The 23,978-nt window shown below is 70.8% G+C and carries 21 protein-coding genes; 11 read left to right on the forward strand and 10 right to left on the reverse strand.

Annotated features, from left to right (window positions below; translation table 11 throughout):
• The first annotated feature begins 225 nt into the window (after nucleotides 1-225).
• Entirely contained in the window at nucleotides 226-582 is a 357-nt protein-coding gene (locus FHX80_RS31055; protein WP_244318747.1) for a BlaI/MecI/CopY family transcriptional regulator, read from the forward strand.
• Nucleotides 579-1,517 carry a M56 family metallopeptidase gene (locus FHX80_RS31060; protein ID WP_145767822.1) on the forward strand — a complete coding sequence of 313 codons (939 nt, stop codon included), beginning with the start codon at nucleotides 579-581 and terminating at the stop codon, nucleotides 1,515-1,517. The genes FHX80_RS31055 and FHX80_RS31060 overlap by 4 nt, the downstream gene beginning before the upstream one ends.
• 197 nt (nucleotides 1,518-1,714) lie before the next feature.
• On the opposite strand, the gene FHX80_RS31065 is transcribed toward FHX80_RS31060, so the two are convergent.
• From FHX80_RS31065 to FHX80_RS31085, 5 genes are all read right to left on the reverse strand, one after another.
• Entirely contained in the window at nucleotides 1,715-2,221 is a 507-nt protein-coding gene (locus tag FHX80_RS31065) for an NUDIX hydrolase (protein WP_145767823.1), read from the reverse strand.
• Nucleotides 2,222-2,278: 57 nt separating this feature from the next.
• Nucleotides 2,279-2,689, reverse strand: coding sequence for a PTS sugar transporter subunit IIA domain-containing protein (locus tag FHX80_RS31070; RefSeq protein ID WP_145767824.1), 411 nt, complete (start codon nucleotides 2,687-2,689; stop codon nucleotides 2,279-2,281).
• Nucleotides 2,686-3,300, reverse strand: coding sequence for a dihydroxyacetone kinase subunit DhaL (gene dhaL, locus FHX80_RS31075; protein WP_145767825.1), 615 nt, complete (start codon nucleotides 3,298-3,300; stop codon nucleotides 2,686-2,688). Before dhaL ends, FHX80_RS31070 begins: the two co-directional genes overlap by 4 nt.
• A 58-nt stretch (nucleotides 3,301-3,358) precedes the next feature.
• Nucleotides 3,359-4,345 carry a dihydroxyacetone kinase subunit DhaK gene (gene dhaK, locus FHX80_RS31080; RefSeq protein WP_208764838.1) on the reverse strand — a complete coding sequence of 329 codons (987 nt, stop codon included), beginning with the start codon at nucleotides 4,343-4,345 and terminating at the stop codon, nucleotides 3,359-3,361.
• 247 nt (nucleotides 4,346-4,592) lie between these two features.
• A complete protein-coding gene (locus FHX80_RS31085; RefSeq protein WP_145767827.1) occupies nucleotides 4,593-4,988 on the reverse strand; it encodes a TOBE domain-containing protein in 396 nt (131 codons plus the stop codon).
• Nucleotides 4,989-5,217: 229 nt separating this feature from the next.
• Between FHX80_RS31085 and FHX80_RS31090 the strand changes: the two genes are divergently transcribed.
• Together FHX80_RS31090 and FHX80_RS31095 are read left to right on the forward strand one after the other, a co-directional pair.
• The gene (locus tag FHX80_RS31090; protein WP_145767828.1) at nucleotides 5,218-6,723 is read left to right on the forward strand and encodes an MFS transporter; all 1,506 of its coding nucleotides are present in this window, start codon (nucleotides 5,218-5,220) and stop codon (nucleotides 6,721-6,723) included.
• A gap of 13 nt (nucleotides 6,724-6,736) precedes the next feature.
• Nucleotides 6,737-7,768: a glutathione S-transferase family protein gene (locus FHX80_RS31095; protein ID WP_145767829.1), complete on the forward strand. Its 1,032-nt coding sequence runs from the start codon at nucleotides 6,737-6,739 to the stop codon at nucleotides 7,766-7,768.
• Between the two features lie 6 nt (nucleotides 7,769-7,774).
• Here FHX80_RS31095 and FHX80_RS31100 read toward each other — a convergent pair whose 3' ends face one another.
• Nucleotides 7,775-8,275 carry a tetratricopeptide repeat protein gene (locus FHX80_RS31100; RefSeq protein ID WP_145767830.1) on the reverse strand — a complete coding sequence of 167 codons (501 nt, stop codon included), beginning with the start codon at nucleotides 8,273-8,275 and terminating at the stop codon, nucleotides 7,775-7,777.
• Between the two features lie 193 nt (nucleotides 8,276-8,468).
• On the opposite strand from FHX80_RS31100, the gene FHX80_RS31105 reads away from it, so the two are divergent.
• The 4 genes from FHX80_RS31105 to FHX80_RS31120 all read left to right on the forward strand — a co-directional run bounded on the left by FHX80_RS31105 (nucleotide 8,469) and on the right by FHX80_RS31120 (nucleotide 14,763).
• A complete protein-coding gene (locus FHX80_RS31105; protein WP_145767831.1) occupies nucleotides 8,469-10,691 on the forward strand; it encodes an NADP-dependent isocitrate dehydrogenase in 2,223 nt (740 codons plus the stop codon).
• Between the two features lie 473 nt (nucleotides 10,692-11,164).
• Nucleotides 11,165-12,895, forward strand: a complete 1,731-nt coding sequence (gene ctaD / locus FHX80_RS31110) for an aa3-type cytochrome oxidase subunit I (RefSeq protein ID WP_145767832.1) — start codon at nucleotides 11,165-11,167, stop codon at nucleotides 12,893-12,895.
• Between the two features lie 74 nt (nucleotides 12,896-12,969).
• Nucleotides 12,970-13,272, forward strand: a complete 303-nt coding sequence (locus tag FHX80_RS31115; protein WP_244318748.1) for a hypothetical protein — start codon at nucleotides 12,970-12,972, stop codon at nucleotides 13,270-13,272.
• Between the two features lie 129 nt (nucleotides 13,273-13,401).
• Nucleotides 13,402-14,763: an NAD(P)/FAD-dependent oxidoreductase gene (locus tag FHX80_RS31120; protein ID WP_145767833.1), complete on the forward strand. Its 1,362-nt coding sequence runs from the start codon at nucleotides 13,402-13,404 to the stop codon at nucleotides 14,761-14,763.
• A gap of 446 nt (nucleotides 14,764-15,209) precedes the next feature.
• Here the strand turns inward: FHX80_RS31120 and rho are convergent, their stop codons facing one another.
• The 4 genes from rho to mutA form a co-directional block, all read right to left on the reverse strand.
• A complete protein-coding gene (gene rho, locus FHX80_RS31130) occupies nucleotides 15,210-16,376 on the reverse strand; it encodes a transcription termination factor Rho (protein ID WP_425281707.1) in 1,167 nt (388 codons plus the stop codon).
• Between the two features lie 351 nt (nucleotides 16,377-16,727).
• Nucleotides 16,728-17,726 (reverse strand): methylmalonyl Co-A mutase-associated GTPase MeaB, encoded by a 999-nt coding sequence (gene meaB, locus FHX80_RS31135; protein ID WP_145767835.1) that lies wholly within the window; start codon nucleotides 17,724-17,726, stop codon nucleotides 16,728-16,730.
• Nucleotides 17,727-17,738: 12 nt separating this feature from the next.
• Complete coding sequence (scpA, locus tag FHX80_RS31140; RefSeq protein ID WP_145767836.1) at nucleotides 17,739-19,940, reverse strand: methylmalonyl-CoA mutase; 2,202 nt, start codon at nucleotides 19,938-19,940, stop codon at nucleotides 17,739-17,741.
• Entirely contained in the window at nucleotides 19,940-21,799 is a 1,860-nt protein-coding gene (gene mutA / locus FHX80_RS31145; protein WP_145767837.1) for a methylmalonyl-CoA mutase small subunit, read from the reverse strand. The genes scpA and mutA overlap by 1 nt, the downstream gene beginning before the upstream one ends.
• A gap of 219 nt (nucleotides 21,800-22,018) precedes the next feature.
• Here mutA and FHX80_RS31150 point away from each other — a divergent pair, with 219 nt between their 5' ends.
• The 3 genes from FHX80_RS31150 to FHX80_RS31160 all read left to right on the forward strand — a co-directional run bounded on the left by FHX80_RS31150 (nucleotide 22,019) and on the right by FHX80_RS31160 (nucleotide 23,945).
• Entirely contained in the window at nucleotides 22,019-22,447 is a 429-nt protein-coding gene (locus FHX80_RS31150; RefSeq protein ID WP_244318696.1) for a DUF6325 family protein, read from the forward strand.
• A 56-nt stretch (nucleotides 22,448-22,503) separates the two neighbouring features.
• Nucleotides 22,504-22,809 (forward strand): SHOCT domain-containing protein, encoded by a 306-nt coding sequence (locus FHX80_RS31155; protein WP_145767838.1) that lies wholly within the window; start codon nucleotides 22,504-22,506, stop codon nucleotides 22,807-22,809.
• A gap of 338 nt (nucleotides 22,810-23,147) precedes the next feature.
• The gene (locus FHX80_RS31160; RefSeq protein WP_145768137.1) at nucleotides 23,148-23,945 is read left to right on the forward strand and encodes a tyrosine-protein phosphatase; all 798 of its coding nucleotides are present in this window, start codon (nucleotides 23,148-23,150) and stop codon (nucleotides 23,943-23,945) included.
• The last annotated feature ends 33 nt before the right edge of the window (nucleotides 23,946-23,978 follow it).

The following is a 23,978-nucleotide window of genomic DNA, read 5'->3' on the forward strand; positions in this document are numbered from 1 at the left end:
ATGGTGAGCGGGCGGCCCTGTGGAACGCCCGGACTGACTACAGTGATGTAGACGGTCGACACCACTGTAGACGCCCGAAGGGGGAGGAGAGTTCCCATGTCGCAGGTGAACGGGATATCCGGCGGAGCATCCGCCCCCCGACCGTACGGCGAATCCGGCGCCCCGCAGGCGTTCCCGGCCGGGCAGGAGCCCGCCCCGCAGGCCGCTGCGGCGGGTCACGTCCCGGTGGAGCGGCGCCCCGCCGGTGAGCTGGAGTCCACGATCCTGGCAGCCCTCTGGGCGGCCGGCACCCCCCTCACCGCCGGTCAGGTGCAGGGCGCGATCGGGGCGGAACTCGCCCGTACGACGGTCACCACCATCCTGTCGCGCCTCCACGAGAAGGGCACGGTCGCCCGTACCAGGTCGGGACGCGGATTCGCGTACACCCCCACCGAGGACGCGGCCGGACTGACCGCCCGCCGGATGCACACCGAGCTGCGCAAGGACGAGGACCGCAGCACGGTACTGGCGCGGTTCGTGTCACAGCTCAGCGACGAGGACGAGCGGCTGCTCCGCGATCTGCTCGACGGGGACGCCCGATGATCTACGCCGTCTGGATTCCGCTGCTGGTGCCGTTCCTCGTGGTTCCCGCGGCCCGCCGGCTCGCGGACGCGCTGTCGCCCGTACAGGCCGTGCGGGTGCTCGCCGGGACGGTCGTCGGCCTGGCCCTCTGCACGGTGCTCGCACTGGCACTGCTGGTGGTGCCCGGCGCAGGCCGGCTGTCCGCCGTCGCGGCCGCCGGCGAGTTCGTGCACCCCCTCACCGCCGCCGCACCGGCCGTCGCCGTGCCGCTCTCGGTCGCCGCACTCGCGCTGCTCCTCGGCTGCGCCGCGGCCGTGACCGGCGCGGCACGCAGGCACTGGGCCCAGTTGCACCGGGCCACCCGCCCCGAACAGGGCGACGGGAGCGAACTCGCCGTGCTGCGCGACACCCGCCCCGACGCCTACGCCCTGCCCGGAAGGCCCGGCAGCCCCGGCCGGATCGTCGTCACCACCGGCATGCTGCACGCCCTGGAACCCGTCGAGCGGGACGCGCTCCTGGCACACGAACGCGCCCATCTCACCGGCCGCCACCACCTGTACCTCGCCGCCGCCGAGCTGTCCGCACGCTGCCACCCGGCGCTGCGCGCCCTTCGCGAGCCCATGGGGTACGCACTGGAGCGCTGCGCGGACGAGGCCGCCGCGCATGCTGTCGGGGACCGTCGCGTCGCCGCCCGCGCGATCGGGCGCGCCGCGCTGGCAGCCCGGACGGCCGGAGGGGCCTCCTCGCCCCGCCCCGCGCCGGCGCTCGCGGCAGCGGCCGGGCCCGTCCCGCGCCGGGTCGCCGCCCTGCTGGGCAGGACCGCCGAGCGCCCGCGCATCGGCCTCGTCGCCGCCGCGGCCCTGATCGCCTGCCTGGTCGTCTCGGGAGCGGCCGCCCTCGACGCGACGCACGACCTGCACAGCAGCATCGAGGCCGCCCAGGGCGAGAACCCGTAGCCACCCGCCCGGCTTCCGCGCCCCGGCCCCTCCTCGCCGTGAGGGTGCCCCGCCCTGACGCTGTGCCGTCGTGGTCGTCTCGCACGACCGCGGCTTCCGCAGCCGCTTCACCGGCGACCGGCCCGAACTCCGCGGCGGCGGACCGGTCGCCGGGCCCCGACCCGCCGGCCGTACGACGGCACGGCCCGCCCCGGGCCTCAGGACCCGTCGTGCGCGGACGGCCCACACCGGCCCGTCACAAGGTCGCGCAGCCGGTCCACGAAGACCCGCTGACCCTTGACGAGGCGCTCGGCGGCAACCTCCGGCGTGCACCAGGCGAACCGGTCGATCTCCGGGAACTCCCGCTGCACGCCGGACCCTCGCGGCCACTCCATCGTGAACGTGCCCAAAACGGCCGCCGCCGGATCGAGGTCGGCCTCCACCGCCCACACCGTCACGATCTTGCCGCCGGACTGACGGGACTCGCCCAGCGCCACCCACGCACCGTCCGGGGCCGGGTGGCCGAACTCCTCCTCGAACTCCCGCCGGGCGGCGGCCGCCGCTTCCTCCTCGGGACCGTACTCACCCTTCGGGATCGACCACGCGGCGCTTTCCCGGCCCGCCCAGAACGGCCCGCCCATATGTCCGATGAGGACCTCGAGACCGCAATCCCCGGTGGTGCGGAACAGGAGGAGCCCGGCGCTGCGCCGCTCGTTGGGTGACATACCGTCAAGTGTGAGTGCACGGGGGAGCAGCCGCGGACGCCGACACGGCAGCCCGATCTACACCTTGCGGTAGTCGTACGCCTCCGATGCGGCGGCCGCCACGGCCGCGAGATCGCCGCCCGCCGACGCGGTGACCACGGCGGCCACCGCACCCTCCACGAACGGGGCGTCCACCAGCTTTGCCCCATCAGGGAGTTCGTCGCCCTCGGCCAGCATCGCCTTCACGGTGAGCACCGCACTGCCCAGGTCGACCAGCACGGCGACCCCCACGCCGCCGTCCACCGACCTGGCCGCCTCCGCGATGAGCTCCGCACTCGTCCCGAGCCCGCCCGCGGGCGTACCGCCGGCGGCGGCCACCGGCGCTGTCGCGCCACCGGCCGCGAGCCCCCTGGCCAGTGCGGCAACCGCCTCGGCCACCGGTCCGCTGTGCGAGACCAGCACGATCCCGACCTGCTTGTCCGCACTCATGCGTCACCCCCGGTCGCACCGTCGGTCGCGGCGAGCGCGGCGATCAGCAACGCGGCGGACGTGGCCCCCGGATCCTGATGGCCGATGCTCCGCTCGCCCAGATAGCTGGCCCGGCCCTTGCGCGCCTGCATGGGCACGGTCGCCAGCGCGCCCGCCCGCGCCGCGTCCCGGGCCGCCTCGAACGACGTCCCGAGCGCCTCGGCCGCCGGCAACAGGGCATCGAGCATCGTCTTGTCCCCGGCCTGAGCCCCGCCCAGCTGAGCCACCGCCGCCACGCCCGCCCCGAGCGCCCGCGCCAGCTCCTCGACGGTCACGGTGGGGGCATCACCCAGCTCCTTGCCCGTACGCCGCAGCAGCGTCCCGTACAGCGGACCGGACGCACCGCCGACGGTCGAGATCAACTGCCTCCCGGCCAGCATCAGTACGGCTCCCGGCGTCTGCGGCGGCTCCTTGTCCAGGGCGGCGGACACCGCGGTGAATCCGCGCTGCAGATTGCTGCCGTGATCGGCGTCCCCGATCGCCGAGTCGAGCTCGGTCAGATGCGCCGCCTCGCGGTCCACGGAGGCGGCGGTCCTGGTCATCCAGCGGTGGAAGAAGTCGGCGTCGAGCACATGATCTCCTTGGGTCCATCGAGTGTGACGGCGTGCGCCGCAACGGGGATACGGAGGGTCAACGGCCCCAGCGCAGTGCCGGCGTCTCCACCGGAGCGTCCCAGAGCCGCACCAGCTCCTCGTCCACCTGGCAGAGCGTCACCGAACAGCCCGCCATGTCGAGCGAGGTCACATAGTTCCCCACGAGCGTACGAGCCACGACCACGCCCCGCTCGGACAGCACCCGCTGTACCTCGGCATTGAACCCGTACAGTTCCAGCAGCGGTGTCGCGCCCATCCCGTTGACCAGGGCGATCACCGGCCCGCGCGGCCGCAGGTCCTCCAGCACGGCGTCCACCGTGAAGTCGGCGATCTCCCGCGACGTCATCATCGGACGCCGCTCACGCCCGGGCTCGCCGTGGATCCCCACCCCGAGTTCGAGTTCGCCCGCGGGAAGATCGAAGGTGGGGGAGCCCTTGGCGGGGGTGGTCACGGAGCTCAGTGCCACCCCGAAACTGCGTGACGACTCGTTCACCTGCCGCGCGACCTCCGTCACCCGGTCCAGCGGGGCGCCCTCCTCGGCCGCCGCCCCGGCGATCTTCTCGACGAACAGTGTCGCCCCCGTGCCCCGTCGCCCCGCCGTGAAGAGGCTGTCGGTGACCGCGACATCGTCGTTGACGAGTACCTGGGCGACCCGCACCCCCTCCTCATCGGCGAGTTCGGCGGCCATCTCGAAGTTGAGTACGTCACCGGTGTAGTTCTTGACGACGAAGAGCACGCCCGCACCGCTGTCGACGGCGACGGCGGCCCGCACCATCTGGTCCGGCACCGGGGACGTGAACACCTCTCCGGCGCACGCGGCCGACAGCATCCCGGGCCCGACGAACCCGGCATGCAACGGCTCATGCCCGGACCCGCCGCCGGACACCAGGGCGGTCTTTCCGGCCACGGGTGCGTCACGCCGTACGACGACACGGTTCTCGACGTCCACGGTCAGTTCCGGATGGGCGGCGGCCATACCGCGCAGCGCATCCGCGACCACGGTTTCGGGGACGTTGATCAGCATTCTCAACGGTAACCTCCCAGTAGAACCATCAGATGGCACCCTGAGCAGGGATTCCACAGCTCAGGGGCCGCTTCGTGAGCCGTTGGTCCCGGCGGCGGACGGCCTTGGGCGGCCGGATCCGACGGGACCGGTGTCGACTCGTCGCCGAGTCTACTGACGGCCCGTCATCGCTGCGGTGAGGTGTGTCCGGTGACCGCGGCGCCGAACGCCGCACCCTTTCGGGGTCCGGCCCGTTTCCGCGTTCGGATCAGGTGCGGTCGATGTGGACGCTGGTCGACTTCACCCGGGCGGTGGCCTGCATGCCCACCTCGAGGCCGAGCTCCTCGACCGCCTCCCGGGTCAGGAGTGACACGAGCCGGTGCGGACCGGCCTGGATCTCCACCTGCGCCGCCACATCCCCCAGCTTGACGGCGGTGACGATGCCGGGGAACGCGTTGCGGGCCGAGGTGTAGGACGCGTCCTCCTCGCCGGCGCCGCCCTGGGCGACCTCGACGGAGAACGCGGCCAGGTCGCGGCCGTCGATGAGGCGGCGCCCGCCGTCCTCGCGGTGGGTCGCCACCCGGCCGGCATCCGCCCAGCGGCGCGCGGTGTCCGGGCTGACGCCCAGCAGGCGGGCGGCCTGTCCGATGGTGTAGGACTGCATATGCCGCACCTTAGGGGTCTATAGCTTGCATGTGCAAGCTTTGTCTGTGTATTTCCTGGTGAATGTGAATGAGCGGCGACGGTGTTCACTGCTGCCCGCGCACAGCGGTCGGCCGGCCGGTCCGCATCCTCGTCCGCACACCGACGACCGCGCCAATGTAACGCGCGGCCCACGGCCGGGTGGCCCTGCCGGGATGAGGAATCGGGGCATGCGATCTAGGGTGCGAGCCATGGCAGAGAGTGCGGCGTACCGGGGTTCTGCGGGGCGGGGTGCGGAGTCCGTCGCGGCGCCGGACGCGCCCGACCCCCGACGGTGGAAGGCGCTCGCGGTCTGCCTGGTCGCGGGCTTCATGACGCTGTTGGACGTGTCGATCGTCAACGTCGCACTGCCGTCCATCCGGGAGGGACTGAACACCCCGGAGTCCGACCTGCAGTGGGTGCTGTCCGGTTACGCCCTCGCCTTCGGGCTGTTCCTGATCCCCGCCGGGCGGCTCGGCGACGCGCGCGGGCGCCGCGAGGTCTTCATGGCCGGGCTGGTGCTCTTCACACTCGCGTCCGCGGCCTGCGGTGCCGCCCAGTCCAGCCTCTGGCTGGTCATCGCCCGACTGGTCCAGGGCCTGGCCGGCGGGCTTCTGTCACCCCAGATCTCCGCCCTCATCCAGCAGATGTTCTCGGGGCGCGAACGGGGCCGGGCCTTCGGCATGTTCGGCACGGTGGTCGGCATCTCCACCGCAGTGGGCCCGCTGCTGGGTGGACTGCTGATCCAGGCGGCCGGTGCCGAGGAGGGCTGGCGCTGGGTGTTCTACGTCAACCTGCCGCTCGGAGCCGTCTGCCTCGTACTGGCCCGCCGGCTGCTGCCGGACACCCCGTCCGCGGGCCCGGTGCGGCTGCGGGACCTCGACCCCCTCGGGATCCTGCTGCTGGGCGCGGCGGTCCTGACAGTGCTGCTGCCCTTCGTCCAGGCCCACCAGTGGCCGGGCGACGAGAAATGGCTGCTCCTGCTGCTGGCCGCGGTGCTGATCGCCGCCTTCGTCGGCTGGGAGTCCCGGTGCGGCAGCCGCGGTCACCAGCCGGTCGTGAACCTCGCACTCTTCCGCGTCCGGTCCTACTGGCTGGGCTGTCTGCTGATCCTGCTGTACTTCGCCGGATTCACCTCGATCTTCTTCATCACCACGCTCTACCTGCAGAGCGGACTGCACTACACCGCCCTGCAGGCAGGTCTCGCGATCACACCCTTCGCCCTGGGGTCCGCCGCGGCGGCAGGCCCCGGCGGCAGGATGGTCGGCCGGTACGGTCGCCCCCTCGTCGTCATCGGCATGACGACCGTGGCCGTGGGCCTCGGGGCCACCGCGCTCGCCGTCCATCTCGTGCCCGGCAGGGGCGCCGGATGGGCGATGGCCGCCCCGCTGCTGCTGGCCGGCCTGGGCAGCGGCCTGGTCATCGCACCCAACCAGACCCTGACCCTGTCCCAAGTGCCGGTGGCCTTCGCGGGCAGCGCCGGAGGCACCCTCCAGACCGGCCAGCGCGTCGGCTCCGCGATCGGGATCGCCGCGGTCGGCTCGGTCTTCTTCGCCCAGGTGGGTGCCGCCGGCTGGTCCAGCGCGTACGACCACGGGCTCGTCGTCTCCGTCGCCTTCGTGGTGGCCGGACTGATCGCGGCGCTGGCCGACGTGGGCGGGGAACGGCGGGGCAGAAGCCGTACCGAGCAGTCCGCCCGGCCCAAGGACCCGTCGTAGAGGGAGTAACGCGATGAACGACCCCGCCCGTACCGAACCCGAGGGCAACACCGAGTACGGCCACAAGCCCTTCAAGCGGTCCAGGAGCCATTTCGCCGACCGGATCACCGCCGACGGCCGGGACGGCTGGCCCGTCGAGGCCGGCCGATACCGCCTGGTCGTCAGCCGTGCCTGCCCCTGGGCGAGCCGCGCACTGGTCTCCCGCCGACTGCTCGGCCTGGAGAGCGCGCTCTCGCTGGCCATCGCCGATCCGCTGCAGGACGACCGCAGCTGGCGCTTCACGCTCGACGAGGGCGGCCGCGACCCGGTGCTCGGCATCAAGTACCTCGGCGAGGCGTACGACGCACGGGAACGCGGGTACCCCGGCGGGGTCAGCGTCCCCGCCGTCGTCGACGTACCCAGCGGCAAACTCGTCACCAACGACTACCAGCAGATCACCCTGGACCTCGCCACCGAATGGACCGCGCTGCACCGGCCCGGGGCGCCCGACCTCTACCCCGAGCCGCTGCGCGAGGAGATCGACGAGGTCATGGAAGGCATCTACCGTGACGTCAACAACGGCGTCTACCGGGCCGGGTTCGCGACCGGACAGGACGAGTACGAGGCCGCGTACGGGGATCTGTTCCGCCGCCTGGACCTGGTGACCGAACGCCTCGCGGACCGGCGCTACCTCGTGGGCGACACGATCACCGAGGCAGACATCCGGCTCTTCACCACACTCGTGCGCTTCGACGCCGTGTACCACGGCCACTTCAAGTGCAACCGCTCGAAGCTGGCCGAGAACCCGGTCCTGTGGGGCTACAGCAGGGACCTCTACCAGACCCCCGGCTTCGGTGACACGGTCGACTTCCACCACATCAAGCAGCACTACTACCGGGTCCACACGGGCATCAACCCCACCGGCATCGTGCCCGTCGGCCCCGACCTGTCGGGCTGGCTGACCCCCCACCACCGGGAGCAACTGGGCGGCCGGCCCTTCGGTGACGGCACCCCGCCGGGGCCGGTACCGGCCGGCGAGGAGGTCCCGGAGCAGGGACGGCCCTGAGGTGTCCTATTCCGTCTCGTCCAGGCGGTCGGCGTAGTGCTCGATCGCGGGACGGTACGCCTGGACCCGCTGATCCGCACTGGTGGCCGCCGTGACGTTGAGCAGGGTCCGTACGGCTTCGCGGGACTCGCCGAGGTTGTACAGCGTCATCGCCAGGAAGGTCAGCAACGAGGCGTCGTGCGGGAACTCCGTCAGGCCGCGGCGGAGCACCCCGCGCGCCGCCTCGTAACGGCCGAGCACCCGCAGCGTGCTGCCGAGGCCGAGGAAGGCCCCGTGGCGGTCCTCGGCCGGGAGTCCCGGACCGTCCAGCGCACGCTCGTAGAACGGCACGGCCTGTGCCTCCAGGCCGAGGGAATCGTGTGACCAGGCGGCCTGATAGGCGATCGCGGCGTCCTGCGGATACCGCGCCGCCAGGGCCAGCAGCTGCTCGTGGGCCCGCGGGTTCTTCTGCTCGCGCAGCTGTACCGCCTGCGTCAGCGGCTCGGTGTGTTCGATTTCTGCGCTCATGCACCGCACGCTGCCAGGACCGGGGCGGTACGCCAAATCAATCGCAAAGTGCGGCGGCCGGTGCGTCCGCCCACCCGGCCGTGGGGCGGTACGCCGGGTTCCGGTCCGTGCGGGGCAGGGCCCTGTCGAGACAACGGCGGTCACGAGATATCTTGATGTCAAGCAATGTTGCAGACGTGGAGCGGAGCACAGGGTGACTGACTCGACCATCATCTATACACACACCGACGAGGCCCCGGCCCTGGCGACGTATTCGTTCCTGCCGGTGATCGAGGCCTACGCCTCGAAGGCCGGGGTCACCGTGGAGAGCCGTGACATCTCCCTGGCGGGCCGGATCATCGCCAGTTTCCCCGACCACCTCCAGGAGAACCAGCGCATCGAGGACGCGCTCGCCGAGCTTGGCGCGCTGGCCACGACTCCCGGGGCCAACATCATCAAGCTGCCGAACGTCTCGGCCTCGATCCCGCAGCTGAAGGCCGCGATCGCCGAGCTCCAGGCGCAGGGCTACGCGCTGCCGGACTACCCGGACGACCCGAAGTCCGACGCGGAGAAGGACACCCGCGCGCGTTACGACAAGATCAAGGGCAGCGCGGTCAACCCCGTCCTGCGTGAGGGCAACTCCGACCGCCGCGCCCCCGCGTCGGTCAAGAACTACGCCAAGGCGCACCCGCACCGCATGGGCGCCTGGACCGCCGACTCGAAGACGAACGTCGCGACCATGGGCGCCGACGACTTCCGCTCCACCGAGAAGTCCGCGGTGATCGCCGACGCGGGCTCCCTGCGCATCGAGCTCATCGGTGACGACGGCACCACCACCGTGCTGCGCGAGTCGGTACCGGTGCTCGCGGGCGAGGTCGTGGACGCCGCCGTCATGCGTGTCGCCGCGCTGCGCGAGTTCTTCACCGAGCAGGTCGCCCGCGCCAAGGCCGAGGGCGTGCTGTTCTCGGTGCACCTCAAGGCCACCATGATGAAGGTCTCCGACCCGATCATCTTCGGCCACGTGGTCCGCGCCTTCTTCCCGAACACGTTCGCCAAGTACGGCGAGGCGCTCATCGCCGCGGGCCTGTCCCCGAACGACGGTCTCGGCGGGATCCTCAAGGGCCTGGACGCGGTGCCTGACATCGGTGCCGAGATCAAGGCCTCGTTCGAGGCCGAGCTCGCCGAGGGCCCCGCCCTGGCGATGGTCGACTCCGACAAGGGCATCACCAACCTGCACGTCCCCAGCGACGTCATCGTGGACGCCTCGATGCCGGCCATGATCCGCACCTCCGGTCACATGTGGGGCCCGGACGGCGAAGAGGCCGACACCCTCGCCGTGCTGCCCGACAGCAGCTACTCGGGCGTCTACCAGGTCGTCATCGACGACTGCCGTGCCAACGGCGCCTACGACCCGGCCACGATGGGGTCGGTGTCCAACGTCGGTCTGATGGCGCAGAAGGCCGAGGAGTACGGCAGCCACGACAAGACCTTCGAGATCCCCACCACCGGCACGGTGCGGGTCGTCGACGGCAACGGCGATGCCGTCCTGGAGCAGGTCGTCGGCGCCGGTGACATCTTCCGTATGTGCCAGGCCAAGGACCTGCCCATCCAGGACTGGGTGAAGCTCGCCGTCACCCGCGCCCGCGCGACCGGCAACCCGGCCGTGTTCTGGCTCGACGAGGACCGGGCGCACGACGCCAAGCTCATCGAGAAGGTCAAGACCTACCTGGCCGACCACGACACCGACGGTCTCCGGATCGAGATCATGTCGCCGGTGAAGGCCACCGCGTTCTCCCTGGAGCGCATCCGCCGCGGCGAGGACACCATCTCGGTCACCGGCAACGTCCTGCGTGACTACCTGACCGACCTGTTCCCGATCCTCGAGCTCGGCACCAGCGCGAAGATGCTCTCCATCGTCCCGCTGATGAACGGCGGCGGCCTGTTCGAGACGGGCGCCGGCGGTTCCGCGCCGAAGCACGTGCAGCAGCTCGTCAAGGAGAACTACCTGCGCTGGGACAGCCTGGGTGAGTTCCTCGCCCTCGCCGTCAGCTTCGAGCACCTCGCGCAGACCACGGACAACGCCGGTGCCCAGGTCCTCGCGGACACGCTGGACCGCGCGACGGCCACGTTCCTCAACGAGGACAAGTCGCCCAGCCGCAGGCTCGGTGGCATCGACAACCGCGGCAGCCACTTCTACCTGGCCCTGTACTGGGCCCAGGAGCTGGCGCAGCAGACCGCCGACGCCCAGCTCGCCGAGGCGTTCGCGCCGCTCGCCAAGACGCTGGCCGCGCAGGAGCAGACCATCGTCGACGAGCTGATCGCGGTCCAGGGCAAGCCGGTGGACATCGGTGGCTACTACCAGCCCGACCCGGCCAAGGCCTCGGCCGTCATGCGCCCGTCGGCGACGTTCAACCAGGCGATCGCGAGTCTCGCCTGATCCGATCCGGTGGACGGGGGAAGGGGCCGCACCTCTTCCCCCACCCCGCACCGTTTCCGACTGCTCCGCCCCGGCCGACACACCGTCGAGCCGGGGCGGAGCTGTTTCCAGGACCGGACCGGTGCTGTGGAGTTGTCCCGGACCCGCACTGAACACCCGCTTCGACAAGGCGAGTTGCCCGTCGTCCCGGCTCCTTTCGCGCGCCCCTGTGATTCGCCGGCCGGCCGATGAGTATGCACCGTCCGGGACATCCGGCCTGCCCGGGAGCGCGGACCGGCCCGTCCGGAGACGCCCTGACGGGTGAATGTCGCGCCACGGCGGGCGCAGGGCCACCCCAGGCGGCCACCCGGCTGGTTTGCTGCAACCGGAAACTCGCGCGACGCGTGGGGAGGGCCGTTCGGCCGACCCCGGTGGAGGCGGCACCCCGCCGGGTGCGCAGTCCACCCGCGGAAGACAATCGAAGGAGCGTCCCAGTGACGACGACGAGCACAACAGGGACGGCGGAGGACGACGAGTCGTACGCCAACGAGCTTCCGGTACACAGCAAGGAGCCGGGAAACGTCGTCATCAAGTGGATGACCACCACGGACCACAAGACGATCGGCTCGCTGTACCTGGTCACCTCGTTCGCGTTCTTCCTCATCGGCGGTCTGCTCGCGCTCGTCATGCGCGCCGAGCTGGCCCGTCCGGGCACACAGATCGTCTCGAACGAGCAGTTCAACCAGGCGTTCACGATGCACGGCACGATCATGCTGCTGATGTTCGCGACCCCGCTGTTCGCCGGATTCACCAACTGGATCATGCCGCTGCAGATCGGCGCGCCCGACGTGGCGTTCCCCCGGCTGAACATGTTCGCGTACTGGCTGTACCTCTTCGGCTCGGTCATCGCAGTGGCCGGTTTCCTCACCCCGGACGGAGCGGCCGACTTCGGCTGGTTCGCCTACTCGCCGCTCACCGACGCGGTCCACTCGCCGGGTATCGGCCCCGACATGTGGATCATGGGTCTGGCATTCTCCGGATTCGGCACGATCCTCGGGTCGGTCAACTTCATCACCACGATCATCTGCATGCGCGCACCCGGCATGACGATGTTCCGCATGCCGATCTTCGTCTGGAACGTCCTGCTGACCGCTGTCCTGGTCCTGCTGGCCTTCCCGGTGCTCGCCGCGGCGCTCCTGGTGCTGGAGGCGGACCGCAAGTTCGGTGCGCATGTATTCGAAGCGGCCAACGGCGGCGCGCTGCTCTGGCAGCACCTCTTCTGGTTCTTCGGTCATCCCGAGGTCTACATCATCGCGCTCCCGTTCTTCGGGATCGTCACCGAGATCATTCCGGTGTTCAGCCGGAAACCGGTCTTCGGCTACATCGGCCTGATCGGTGCGACGATCGCCATCGGGGGCCTGTCCGCGACCGTGTGGGCCCACCACATGTTCGTCACCGGCGCTGTGCTGCTGCCGTTCTTCTCGTTCATGTCATTCCTCATCGCGGTGCCGACGGGGGTGAAGTTCTTCAACTGGATCGGCACGATGTGGAAGGGCTCACTGTCCTTCGAGACACCGATGCTCTGGTCCATCGGCTTCCTCGTCACGTTCCTCTTCGGCGGTCTGACCGGTGTGATCCTGGCGTCGCCGCCGATGGACTTCCAGGTCTCGGACTCGTACTTCGTCGTGGCGCACTTCCACTACGTGGTCTTCGGCACCGTGGTCTTCGCGATGTTCGCCGGATTCCACTTCTGGTGGCCGAAGTTCACCGGCAAGATGCTGGACGAGCGGCTCGGAAAGATCACGTTCTGGACGCTGTTCGTGGGCTTCCACGGCACGTTCCTGGTGCAGCACTGGCTGGGCGTCGAAGGCATGCCACGCCGTTACGCGGACTACCTCGCGGCGGACGGCTTCACCGCGCTGAACACGATCTCGACGATCTCCTCGTTCCTGCTCGGCCTGTCGATGCTGCCGTTCCTGTACAACGTCTGGAAGACGGCCAAGTACGGCGAGAAGATCGAGGTCGACGACCCGTGGGGCTACGGCCGCTCGCTGGAGTGGGCGACCTCCTGCCCGCCGCCGCGGCACAACTTCCTCACGCTGCCGCGGATCCGTTCCGAGTCCCCGGCGTTCGACCTGCACCACCCGTCGGTACGCGAGATCGACGAGGCCGCCAACCGCGCCGACCACTCGGTGACGGTGGCCCCGGGGGACAGGCAGGCGTGAGCGGAGCGGCCGGCGGAGAGGAGGACCGGGTGGGCACCGACCCCGACAACGACAGCGCCCGCGGGCTGGCCCAGATGGAGGGCTATCTGCTGTGGAACGCCGAGATCGAGGAGGCGCGACGGGACGCTCGTCGATTCACCGACGAGCTGCCCTGGCTCACCACCACCCAGCGCGAGGACGTGGAACGCGTCTACGCGGCAGACCGTGCCGAGGCCTCGCGGAGGATGCTCGTCCGCGTCTCCGCCCGTGCCACCGAACTGCGAGGCGAATACAGCCGGCGGTACCGTCGGCTCAGGGCGCGCTGTGTCACGGCCGTCGTGGTCTGCGTGAGCACGGCCGGCGGCGCCTGCACCGTGGTGACGTACCTGGCCAGGTGAGCACCGGTCGTCCGTTCTGCCGCCCCAGCAGGCGAAGTCGCACCCGTCTCGTAAGGATGAGGGGGACGGGCGCGTGTGACAGGGCAGGCGAACGGACGACCGTGCAGACCCCGAGAAGGGACGAACACTGTGGCACGACCCAGGATTCTCGTTACCGGAGCCGGTTTCGCCGGGGTCGAGTGCGTACGCCGTCTGGAACGCCGGCTCCGTCCCGGTGAAGCGGACATCGCACTCGTGGCACCGTTCTCGTACCAGCTCTATCTGCCCTTGCTGCCTCAAGTGGCCTCGGGTGTCCTCACCCCGCAGTCGGTCGCGGTGTCCTTGCGCCGCAGCAGCCGGCACCGCACCCGGATCGTTCCCGGCGGGGCCATCGGAGTGGACCCCATGGCGAAGATCTGCGTCATCCGCAAGATCACCGACGAGGTGGTCAACGAGCCGTACGACTACATCGTGCTCAGCCCCGGCAGCATCACCCGCACCTTCGACATCCCCGGGCTGCTCGATAACGCCCGGGGCATGAAGACCCTGGCCGAGGCCGCCTACGTACGCGATCACGTGATTGCCCAGCTCGATCTCGCGGACGCCAGTCACGACGAGCAGGAGCGGGCCTCGCGGCTGCAGTTCGTGGTGGTCGGCGGCGGGTACGCGGGCACCGAAACCGCGGCCTGTCTGCAGCGGCTCACCACCAACGCGGTGCGCCACTACCCCCGGCTCGACCCGAAGCTGATCAAGTGGCATCTGATCGACATCGCCCCCAAGCTCATGCCGGAACTGGGCGACAAGCTCGGGAAGAGCGCCCTGAAGGTGCTGCGCGATCGCGGGATCGAGGTGTCCCTGGGCGTTTCGATCGCCGAGGCCGCCCCCGACAAGGTGACCTTCACGGACGGCCGGGTGCTGCCCTGCCGCACGCTGATCTGGACGGCCGGCGTTGCCGCCAGCCCGCTGGTCGCCACCTTCGACGCGGAGACGGTACGCGGCCGTCTTGCGGTGACCCCCGAACTGTCCCTGCCCGGCCACGACGGCATCTTCGCCGTCGGTGACGCGGCTGCCGTGCCCGACCTGGCCAAGGGCGACGGCGCGGTCTGCCCGCCCACCGCGCAGCACGCCATGCGCCAGGGCCGCAGGCTCGCCGACAACCTCTTGGCCACCCTCCGCAACCAGCCCCTCAGGCCGTACGTCCACAAGGACCTCGGGCTCGTCGTGGACCTCGGTGGCAAGGATGCCGTCTCCAAGCCGCTCGGCATCGAGATGCACGGCGTCAGCGCACAGGCCGTCGCCCGCGGCTACCACTGGTCGGCGCTGCGCACCAACGTCGCCAAGGCGAGGGTCATGACGAACTGGCTGATCAACGCCGCCGCGGGCGACGACTTCGTCCGCACCGGATTCCAGTCCCGCAAGTCCGCAACGCTGCGCGACTTCGAGTACACGGACGGATACCTCACCCCTGAGCAGGTCCGCGAGCACACCGCCTCGCTGAGCACCCGGATGTGACCCGCGGCTGTGGAGGGGCCCGGCCGGGCCCCTCCACGTCAGTTCGGCTGTGCCCCTGGTGGCCGACGGTGAGTCCGGGATCCCGCTGCGCCGCCGGGTCCAGGACCCGGGCGACGGCCTTCAGCAGGTCCGCGTCCAGCCGCACACAGGCGGCCACGGCGTTCTCCGTCACCTGACCACCTCGTCCTCGATGACCCGCCACCGTGCCGAGTGCTGCGGCTGGTTGGCGATCAACGGCACCCGCGGTTCGCGGGCCGACGCGTGTCCGGCGCGGAGCCGGCCGGCCACTCCGAGACTCCGATGGAGAGCGCCTTGCCGGAGCGCACCACATCGGCGCACGCTTCCCGCTGATCGGCAGACCGCTGCGGCCGAGTCGGCGGAATTCCATGTGCCTGCTCTCCCTCTGCTGGTACGTACCGTTGCAGGGCGGGACGTGTGACCGGCGATCAGACGGCCGGAACCGTGTTGCGGATCAGCCGGAGGAAGGCGGCGTTGTCCGGGGTGTGCCGGATCCGGTCCAGCAGTGTTTCGAGCGAGGTCTGCGCGTCCCTCGAGTGCAGGGCGCGCCGCAGGCCGCGTACGGCGGTCAGTTCGTCGGCCGGTACGAGGAGTTCGTCGCGGCGGGTACCGGAGCCCGCGATGTTCACGGCCGGGTGGATCCGCTTCTCGGCCAGGGTGCGGTCGAGCCGCAGTTCCATGTTGCCGGTCCCCTTCAGCTCCTCGAAGAAGTACTCGTCGGCGCGGGAGCCGGTGTCCACGAGAGCCGTGGCCAGAATGGTCAGGGAGCCGCCCTCCTCGGTGAGCCGCGCGGCCCCGAAGAGGCGCTTGGGCCCGAGCAGCGCCGCCGCGTCGACACCGCCGCTGAGGGTGCGGCCGCCGGCCGAGGCCGCGTTGTTGTGGGCGCGGCACAGCCGGGTGAGGGAGTCCAGCAGGATGACGACGTCCCGGCCCTGCTCGACCAGCCGCTTGGCACGTTCGAGCGCGAGTTCCGCGAGTGCGATGTGCTCCTTGGCGGGCCGGTCGAAGGTCGAGGCGTAGACCTCGCCACGCACCGAGCGCCGCATGTCGGTGACCTCCTCGGGGCGCTCGTCGAGCAGCACCACCATCAGGTGGCACTCGGGGTGGTTCTCGGCGACCGAGGCCGCGATCTGCTGGAGCAGGACCGTCTTGCCGGTTCTGGGCGGGGCCACGATGAGCCCGCGCTGTCCCCTGCCGATCGGGGCGACGAGGTCGACGATGCGCGTCGAGGGGCTGCCCGAGGGCGTTTCCAGGCGCAGCTGCTGCCGGGGGTGGAGCGGGGTGAGGTCACGGAAGTGAGGCCGGGCCCGAAGTGCTTGCGGGGGAAGGCCGTTGACGCGCTCGACGGTGCTCAGGGCGCGGGGCCGGTCGCAGGTTCCCTCGACCGCGTCGCCCTTGCGCAGGCCGTGCCGGCGGATGAGCGTGGCGGGGACCTGGACGTCGCGGGGTGTGGAGTGGCCGTCGGCGGGGCGCAGCGTGCCGTGCCCCTGGTGCGTGATGTCGAGGAGACCGGCCGCGGTTGTGGGTGCGGCGGGCCTGGTGGTGACGGGGTGTTCGAGTGTGGTGGTCATGCGGGGTGGTCCTTTCGCGGACATGCGAATGAAGGGGCCCGGCAGAAACGGGGGCGGAGATCTCACGCCCCGGACGGCGGGCAGGAAAGCCCGGTGGGAGAGCCCGTACCGGACTGAGGAAAGAATTACGGTGAAGCTGGATCGCCGCTCTGAACGAACGAGCGCATCAGCCTGATGAAAAATGATCCGGCACCGGCGCCTGAATCTCTGGGCGTACACGAGTACCAATGGCAATGTACCACGACTGCTGGGGGTGGCCGCCGGATGCGCACGCGGATGTCGCGGTCGGGCGTGGCGCGCACAGCGGGGGACGTACTCACGCTTCGGGGTCAGTGCTCCGGAGCCCTTGGCCGGCTCCGGAGCACGGACGCGTGGTCAGGCCGTCGGCCCCGTCTCCCGGAACGTCTCCAGGATCTGCTCGGCGGCCAGCGTGGCCGGCAGGGTGCCTTCTCGTACCCGCAGTTCGAGTTCCGGTGCGAGCGCGCGCACCCCGGGGTGCGCGCGCAGACTGTCCAGCAGCTCGTCGCGCACCATCGTCCAGGTCCAGTCGACCTGCTGCTCGCGTCGTTTGGCCGCCAGCCGACCGGTCGATCCGAGTAGCGTCCGGTGCTGTTCCAGCCGTTCCCACAGGCTGTCGAGGCCGCTCCCCTCGCGGGCGCTGCACGTCAGCACCGGTGGGGTCCAGGCCGTGTCCGCCGGGTGCATCAGCCGCAGTGCGCCCGCCAGTTCGCGCGCGGCGGCGCGGGCGTCGCGCTCGTGCGGCCCGTCGGCCTTGTTGACGGCGATGGCGTCGGCCAGCTCCAGCACGCCCTTCTTGATGCCCTGCAGCTGGTCGCCGGTGCGGGCCAGCGTCAGCAGCAGAAACGTGTCGACCATATTGGCGACCGCCGTCTCCGACTGGCCGACCCCGACCGTCTCCACCAGCACCACGCCGTACCCCGCCGCCTCCATCACCACGATGGACTCCCGGGTCGCCTTCGCCACCCCGCCCAGCGTGCCGGCCGTGGGGGAGGGGCGGACGAACGCCGCCGGGTCCACCGCGAGCCGCTCCATCCTGGTCTTGTCGCCCAGGATGGAGCCGCCGGTACGGCTGGAGGACGGATCGACGGCCAGCACCGCGACCCGGTGCCCGAGCCCGGTGAGCATCGTGCCGAGGGCGTCGATGAACGTGGACTTGCCGACCCCGGGCACACCACTGATACCGATGCGGCGGGCGTTGCCGGAGTACGGCAGCAGCTCGCGCAGCAGCTGCTGGGCCGGCGCCCGGTGGTCGGGCCGGGTGGACTCGACGAGCGTGATGGCGCGCGCGATGTGCGCCCGCCTCCCGTCGAGTACCCCCTTCACATAACTGTCGAGATCGATCTTCGCAGCCATGGGTTCAGCGGCTCACAGCTCGTGGCCGAGTGAGGCTCCGAGCCGCGTCACCAGGTCGTGGGCCGCGTCCGGGATCACCGTCCCGGGCGGGAACACGGCCGCCGCCCCCGCCTCGTGCAGCGCCTCGATGTCCTGCGGCGGAATCACCCCGCCCACCACGATCATGATGTCCTCACGGCCCTCGGCCGCTAGTTCCTCGCGAAGCGCCGGTACGAGGGTGAGGTGGCCGGCGGCCAGGGACGAGACGCCCACGATGTGCACGTCGGCCTCGACCGCCTGCCGGGCGACCTCGCCCGGCGTCTGGAACAGCGGGCCGACATCCACGTCGAAGCCCAGGTCGGCGAAGGCGGTCGCGATCACCTTCTGCCCGCGGTCGTGCCCGTCCTGGCCCATCTTGGCGACCAGGATGCGCGGGCGCCGCCCCTCCGCCTCCTCGAACGCGTCGACCAGCGCGCGGGTGCGGTCCACGGACGGCGACTCCCCTGCCTCGTTGCGGTACACACCGGAGATCGTACGGATCTGACCCGAATGCCGGCCGTACACCTTCTCCAGCGCGTCCGAGATCTCACCCACGGTGGCCATCGCCCGCGCCGCGCCGACGGCCAGCGCCAGCAGATTCCCTTCGAGCCCGGGGCCCGGCTCCCGGCCCGCCGCGTCCGTCAGCGCGCGCAGCGCTTCCTGGCAGGCCTGCTCGTCGCGCTCCTCGCGCAGCCGCCGCAGCTTCTCGATCTGCTGGGTGCGCACCGAGGAGTTGTCGACCTTGAGGACGTCGATCTTCTCGTCGGTCTCGACCCGGTACTTGTTGACACCGATGACCGGCTGACGCCCGGAGTCGATGCGCGCCTGGGTGCGGGCGGCGGCCTCCTCGATGCGCAGTTTGGGGATTCCGGCGTCGATGGCCTTGGCCATGCCGCCCGCCGCCTCGACCTCCTCGATGTGCTGCCAGGCCCGCCGCGCCAGGTCGTACGTCAGCTTCTCCACGTACGCGCTGCCGCCCCACGGGTCGATGACCCGCCCGGTGCCGGACTCCTGCTGGAGCAGCAGCTGGGTGTTGCGGGCGATGCGCGCGGAGAAGTCCGTCGGCAGGGCGAGTGCCTCGTCGAGGGCGTTGGTGTGCAGCGACTGGGTGTGCCCCTGGGTCGCGGCCATCGCCTCCACACAGGTCCTGGTGACGTTGTTGAAGACGTCCTGCGCGGTGAGCGACCAGCCAGAGGTCTGCGAATGGGTGCGCAACGAAAGGGACTTGGGGTTCTTCGGCTCGAACTCCCGGACCAGTTTGGCCCACAGCAGCCGGGCCGCCCGCAGCTTCGCGATCTCCATGAAGAAGTTCATGCCGATCGCCCAGAAGAACGACAGCCGCGGCGCGAACGCGTCCACATCGAGCCCGGTGTCCCGCCCGGCGCGCAGGTACTCCACCCCGTCGGCCAGCGTGTACGCCAGCTCCAGATCGGCCGTGGCCCCGGCCTCCTGGATGTGATAGCCGGAGATGGAGATCGAGTTGTAGCGCGGCATCCTCTGCGAGGTGAACGCGAAGATGTCGGAGATGATCCGCATCGAGGGCTTCGGCGGATAGATGTAGGTGTTGCGGACCATGAACTCCTTCAGAATGTCGTTCTGAATGGTCCCGGCCAGCTTCTCGGGCGGCACGCCCTGTTCCTCGGCGGCCACGATGTACAGCGCGAGCACGGGGAGCACCGCGCCGTTCATCGTCATCGACACCGACATCCTGTCCAGCGGGATGCCCTCGAACAGCTGACGCATGTCGTAGATCGAGTCGATCGCCACGCCCGCCATGCCGACGTCGCCGGTCACCCGCGGGTGGTCGCTGTCGTACCCCCGGTGGGTCGGCAGGTCGAAGGCGACGGAGAGCCCCTTCTGCCCGGCCGCGAGGTTGCGGCGGTAGAAGGCGTTGGACTCCTCGGCGGTGGAGAAACCGGCGTACTGCCGGATCGTCCAGGGCTGGTTGACGTACATCGTCGGGTAGGGGCCCCGCAGATACGGTGCGACACCCGGGTAGGTACCGAGGAAGTCGAGCCCCTCCAGGTCCTGGCCGGTGTACAGCGGCTTGACCGCGATGCCTTCCGGTGTCTCCCACCGGAGGTCGCCGTCGGAGGTCCCGGCGGACTCCTTCACCGCCGCACGCCACTGGTCCTCGGTCGCCTCGGCGCCGCCGCCCGGCCCGAGCTCGATGTCGGAGAAGTCGGGGATCCGCATTACGCCACACCCATACGGTCGAGAACGGAGGAAAGCACGGCCACCACATCGCAGCCGGCGAAGACGTACTCGTCGACACCGGCGTAATCGCCCGGCCGCCCCGCCAGGTACACCCGCTGCGCACCCGCCGACACGAGCGCCCCGGCGACCTCGCCGGCCTGCTCGGCGTAGAGCGCGTCACTGGAGCACAGACACGCGAGGTCCGTCCCGGCGGCCGTGAACGCGGCGCCGGCCGACGAGGCGTCCACCTCCACCGGCTCGTGGACCGGCTCGATGCCGCCCGCCTGGAAGAGGTTCGCGGCGAACGAGGCCCGCGCGGTGTGCGCCGCGGCGGGCCCGAGCGCGGCGAGGAACACCCGCGGCCGGCGGCCGGTCGCCGCCAGATGGGCGTCCGAGCGGGCACGCAGCGCCTCGAACGCCTCGTCGCGACGGACCACCGGCAGACCGCCCGGCGCGACGGCCGACGGCACGGCCTCCCGCTCCACCGCACGCTCGGCGAGCTGCGGGAACTCGCTCACGCCGGTGATCGGCTCCTTGCGCCGCGCCAGGTTCTTCTTGCGCGCCGCCCAGGTGGCCGCCAGCCGCTCCGCCACCATGCCGGACTCCAGCGCGGCCGCCTGACCTCCCGCCCGCTCGATCTCCTGGAAGAACCCCCAAGCGGCGTCCGCGAGCTGGTCGGTGAGCCGCTCCACGTACCAGGAGCCGCCGGCCGGGTCGATGACCCGGGCCAGATGCGACTCCTCCACCAGGATCGTCGACGTGTTACGGGCGATGCGCCGCGCGAACGCGTCCGGCAGGCCCAGCGCGTGATCGAACGGCAGCACGGTCACCGCGTCGGCCCCGCCGACGCCCGCGCCCAGACAGGCCAGCGTGGTGCGGAGCATGTTCACCCACGGATCGCGCCGGGTCATCATCACCGGCGACGTCACGGCGTGCTGACGCTGCCCCCCGGCCTCCGGGGCGCCACAGACCTCGGCGACCCGCGCCCACAACCGGCGCGCGGCCCGCATCTTGGCAATCGTCAGGAACTGGTCGGCGGTGGCCGCGTACCGGAACTCCAGCTGCGCGCAGGCCTCCTCGACACCGAGCCCCGCCGCGGTCATCGCCCGCAGGTAGGCGACCCCCGTGGCCAGCGAACTGCCCAGCTCCTGAGCGGCCGAGCCGCCCGCCTCGTGGTACGGCATCGCGTCCACGGCCAGCGCCCGCAGCCCGGGATACTCGCGGGCGCAGCGCTGCGCCCAGCGGACCGCGGCCGTCAGGTCGGGCGCGGCGCCGCTGCGGGCGGCCTGCCCCAGCGGGTCCGCGCCGAGACTGCCGCGCGCCGACTGCGGTGATACGCCCCGCTCCGCGTAGAGGCGGAGCAACTCCGTCGCCGCGGCGTCGAGTTCGGTCCCCGCGTCGAGCACGACCGGAGCCAGGTCGAGATGGACGCCGCGCAGCGCCCGTGAGAGACCGGAGACGGGCACGCCACCGCCGGCCTCCCCCACGGTCAGCCACAACGAGGTGACACCGTTCTCCAGATCCGCGAGCACGGCCTCGTTGAGCCGGGCGGGATCCGGCGTACCGTGCCGCTGCCGTACCCCCCAGCCGCCCGCCGTACTTCCCTCGGGCCTGCTGCCGCGAGTGAAGGGGGCGAAGCCCGGGAGACCGGCATCGGGCGCGTCGTCGCGCGAGGTGTAGAGGGGGCGGGTGATGAGCCCGTCCTCCACCGTGGTGGACAGCGCTTCCTCGGCGGCCGAACCCGAAACGTCCTTGCCCGACTTGCGCAGCACACCCTCGACGAGGCTCTGCCACTGCTCATGGGCGGGGTCAGGGAATTCGGCGGCCAACGAAAGCCCGTCAGCAGGCAGGACCGTCATGCCCAGATGCTAGGGCAGGTCTCAGATGAGCAGCAGAGGCGCTGGCTGTGACCTTGCCCTCCCCGAACGCACTTGATCCTTTACGTACTGTCGAGTAACACTCCGGAGCGTGACATTTCCGCGTCTCTGTCGGAGCAGTCGTGGGGGATTTGTCGCAATGCGGCACTGAATGACCGAAGTTATGCTGCTGGCAATCCATCCTTCCGGAGAGGACACACCGTGGCTGTGGGACCTGTGGAGTACCTCGTCATCGCCTTCCCCGGTGGTCGGTTCACCGGTGCGATCGCCCCGGCGCTGGCCGAGGCGGTCGCGTCGAAGGCGGTGCGCATCATCGACCTGACCTTTGTGTACCGCGCCGACGACGGCGCGATCGAGATGGTCGAGCTGGAGGACCTCGATCCCCAAGAACTCGTCTCGTTCGAGCCGGTCGAGGGCGAGATCACCGGGATGCTGAACAGCGACGACATCCGGAAGCTGGGCGAGCGCGTGCCACCGGGCAGTTCCGCGGCGCTGATCGTGTGGGAGGACCTCTGGGCGGTGCCGCTCACCGAGGCCGTTCGCGCATCGGGCGGGCAACTCGTCGCACATGAGCGGATCCCCGCCGACGTCGCGGAGGCGGCCGTGTCCGCAGCCGGTTCCACCCGCTGACACCTCATCCCCACCCGCACCGGAAGGCGCACGACATGCCGATTCTAGGATCCGGAATGAACCGCCGCGGGCCCGGCCTGCTCGGCGCGATGGCGCGGACGGCCGTTGTCGCGGGCACCGCTTCGGCGGTCGGCGGCAGGGTCCAGCGACGCCAGCAGGCGAAGTTCGCCGAACAGGACGCGGAGCAGGCGGCTGAGCCGCAGGCGGAGCAACAGGCTGCCGAGCCGCAGACGCAGCAGGCCGCCGAACCGCCCCCGGACGACCCGATCAGTCAGCTGGAGCGGCTGGCCGCCCTGAAGAAGCAGGGCATTCTCACGGACGCCGAGTTCGCGGCGCAGAAGAACAGAATTCTGGCGGAATGAGCGTGGCGGACCCGACGGGGCCGCCGCAGGCGCTCCCCGGCGGTCGCCCACGGGCGCACGCGCCGTCGTACTAACGGCCGGTCCTGGGGCGCGTCGGTGGCCGGTCCCTGGGGCGCGCAATCGTTGGGACGGGGCGCTGGACGGGGTGTCCGTGCCGATCCCGCCGAGACTTCGCTCCCGCCCATTTCCCGCTCCCGCCCCTTTCTGTCGTGTGTACCGCCGAGCCCGATTGATGGTCCTCGCTTTTTCTCTTTGTCGATTTCCCGACCCCATGCGACTTTTGATCCGGCCAGGCCGAAACGAATTCGGATACGTGTCGGGAAAAGAGGAAATTCATGGTGCAAACCGTCAGGGTGGCCCCGGCAGTCTCCGTTCTCAATCTGCGTGACCTGGGCGGCATCGCTCTGGCACACGGCCGTGAGGTGCGGCCGGGTCTGGTGCTGCGCTCCGGTCAGCTCAGCGGACTCGATCCGGCGGACGACGCCGAGTTGGCGGCGCTCGGTATCCGCACGGTCGTCGATCTGCGGACCGCGGACGAGCGAGCGTCGGCCCCCGACCGCCTGCCGCCGGGAGCCCGGCTGTTCGTCGCCGACGTACTCGGGGACAACCCGGGCGTGGCGCCCGCCCGGCTCCGGGCCCTGCTCGCCGACCCGGTCGAGGCGGAGCGGCTGCTCGGGGGCGGAAAGGCCGAGGAGATGTTCGCGGAGACGTACCGGCAGATGGTGCTCTCGCCGCGCGCCGGGGCCGCGTACCGGGCCTTCGTCGACACGGTCGCCGACAGCACCGCGTGTCCCGTGCTCTTCCACTGCACCGCGGGCAAGGACCGCACGGGCTGGGCGGCGGCCCTGCTGCTGCTCCTGCTGGGTGCCTCGCGGGACGTGGTGAGGGCCGAGTACCTCGCGGTGAACCCGGTGGTGCGGGTTGCCTTCCGGCCGTACGTGCAGAGCTTCCTCGACGCCGGCGGTGACCCGGAGATCGCTTCCGCGATCATCGAGGTCCGCCCCCGTTATCTCGACACGGCGCTCGACGCCATGGACGAGCGGTGGGGCGGACTCGACGGCTATGTGCGCGACGGGCTGCGCATCCCCGTAATCGTCCTGCGGCGTCTGCGCGCCGAGCTGGCCATCTCCCTCTAGCCTCGCCCCCTGCTTCCGCCCCCGGTCCCGCCT

Source organism: Streptomyces brevispora, assembly GCF_007829885.1.
Classification (GTDB): domain Bacteria; phylum Actinomycetota; class Actinomycetes; order Streptomycetales; family Streptomycetaceae; genus Streptomyces; species Streptomyces brevispora.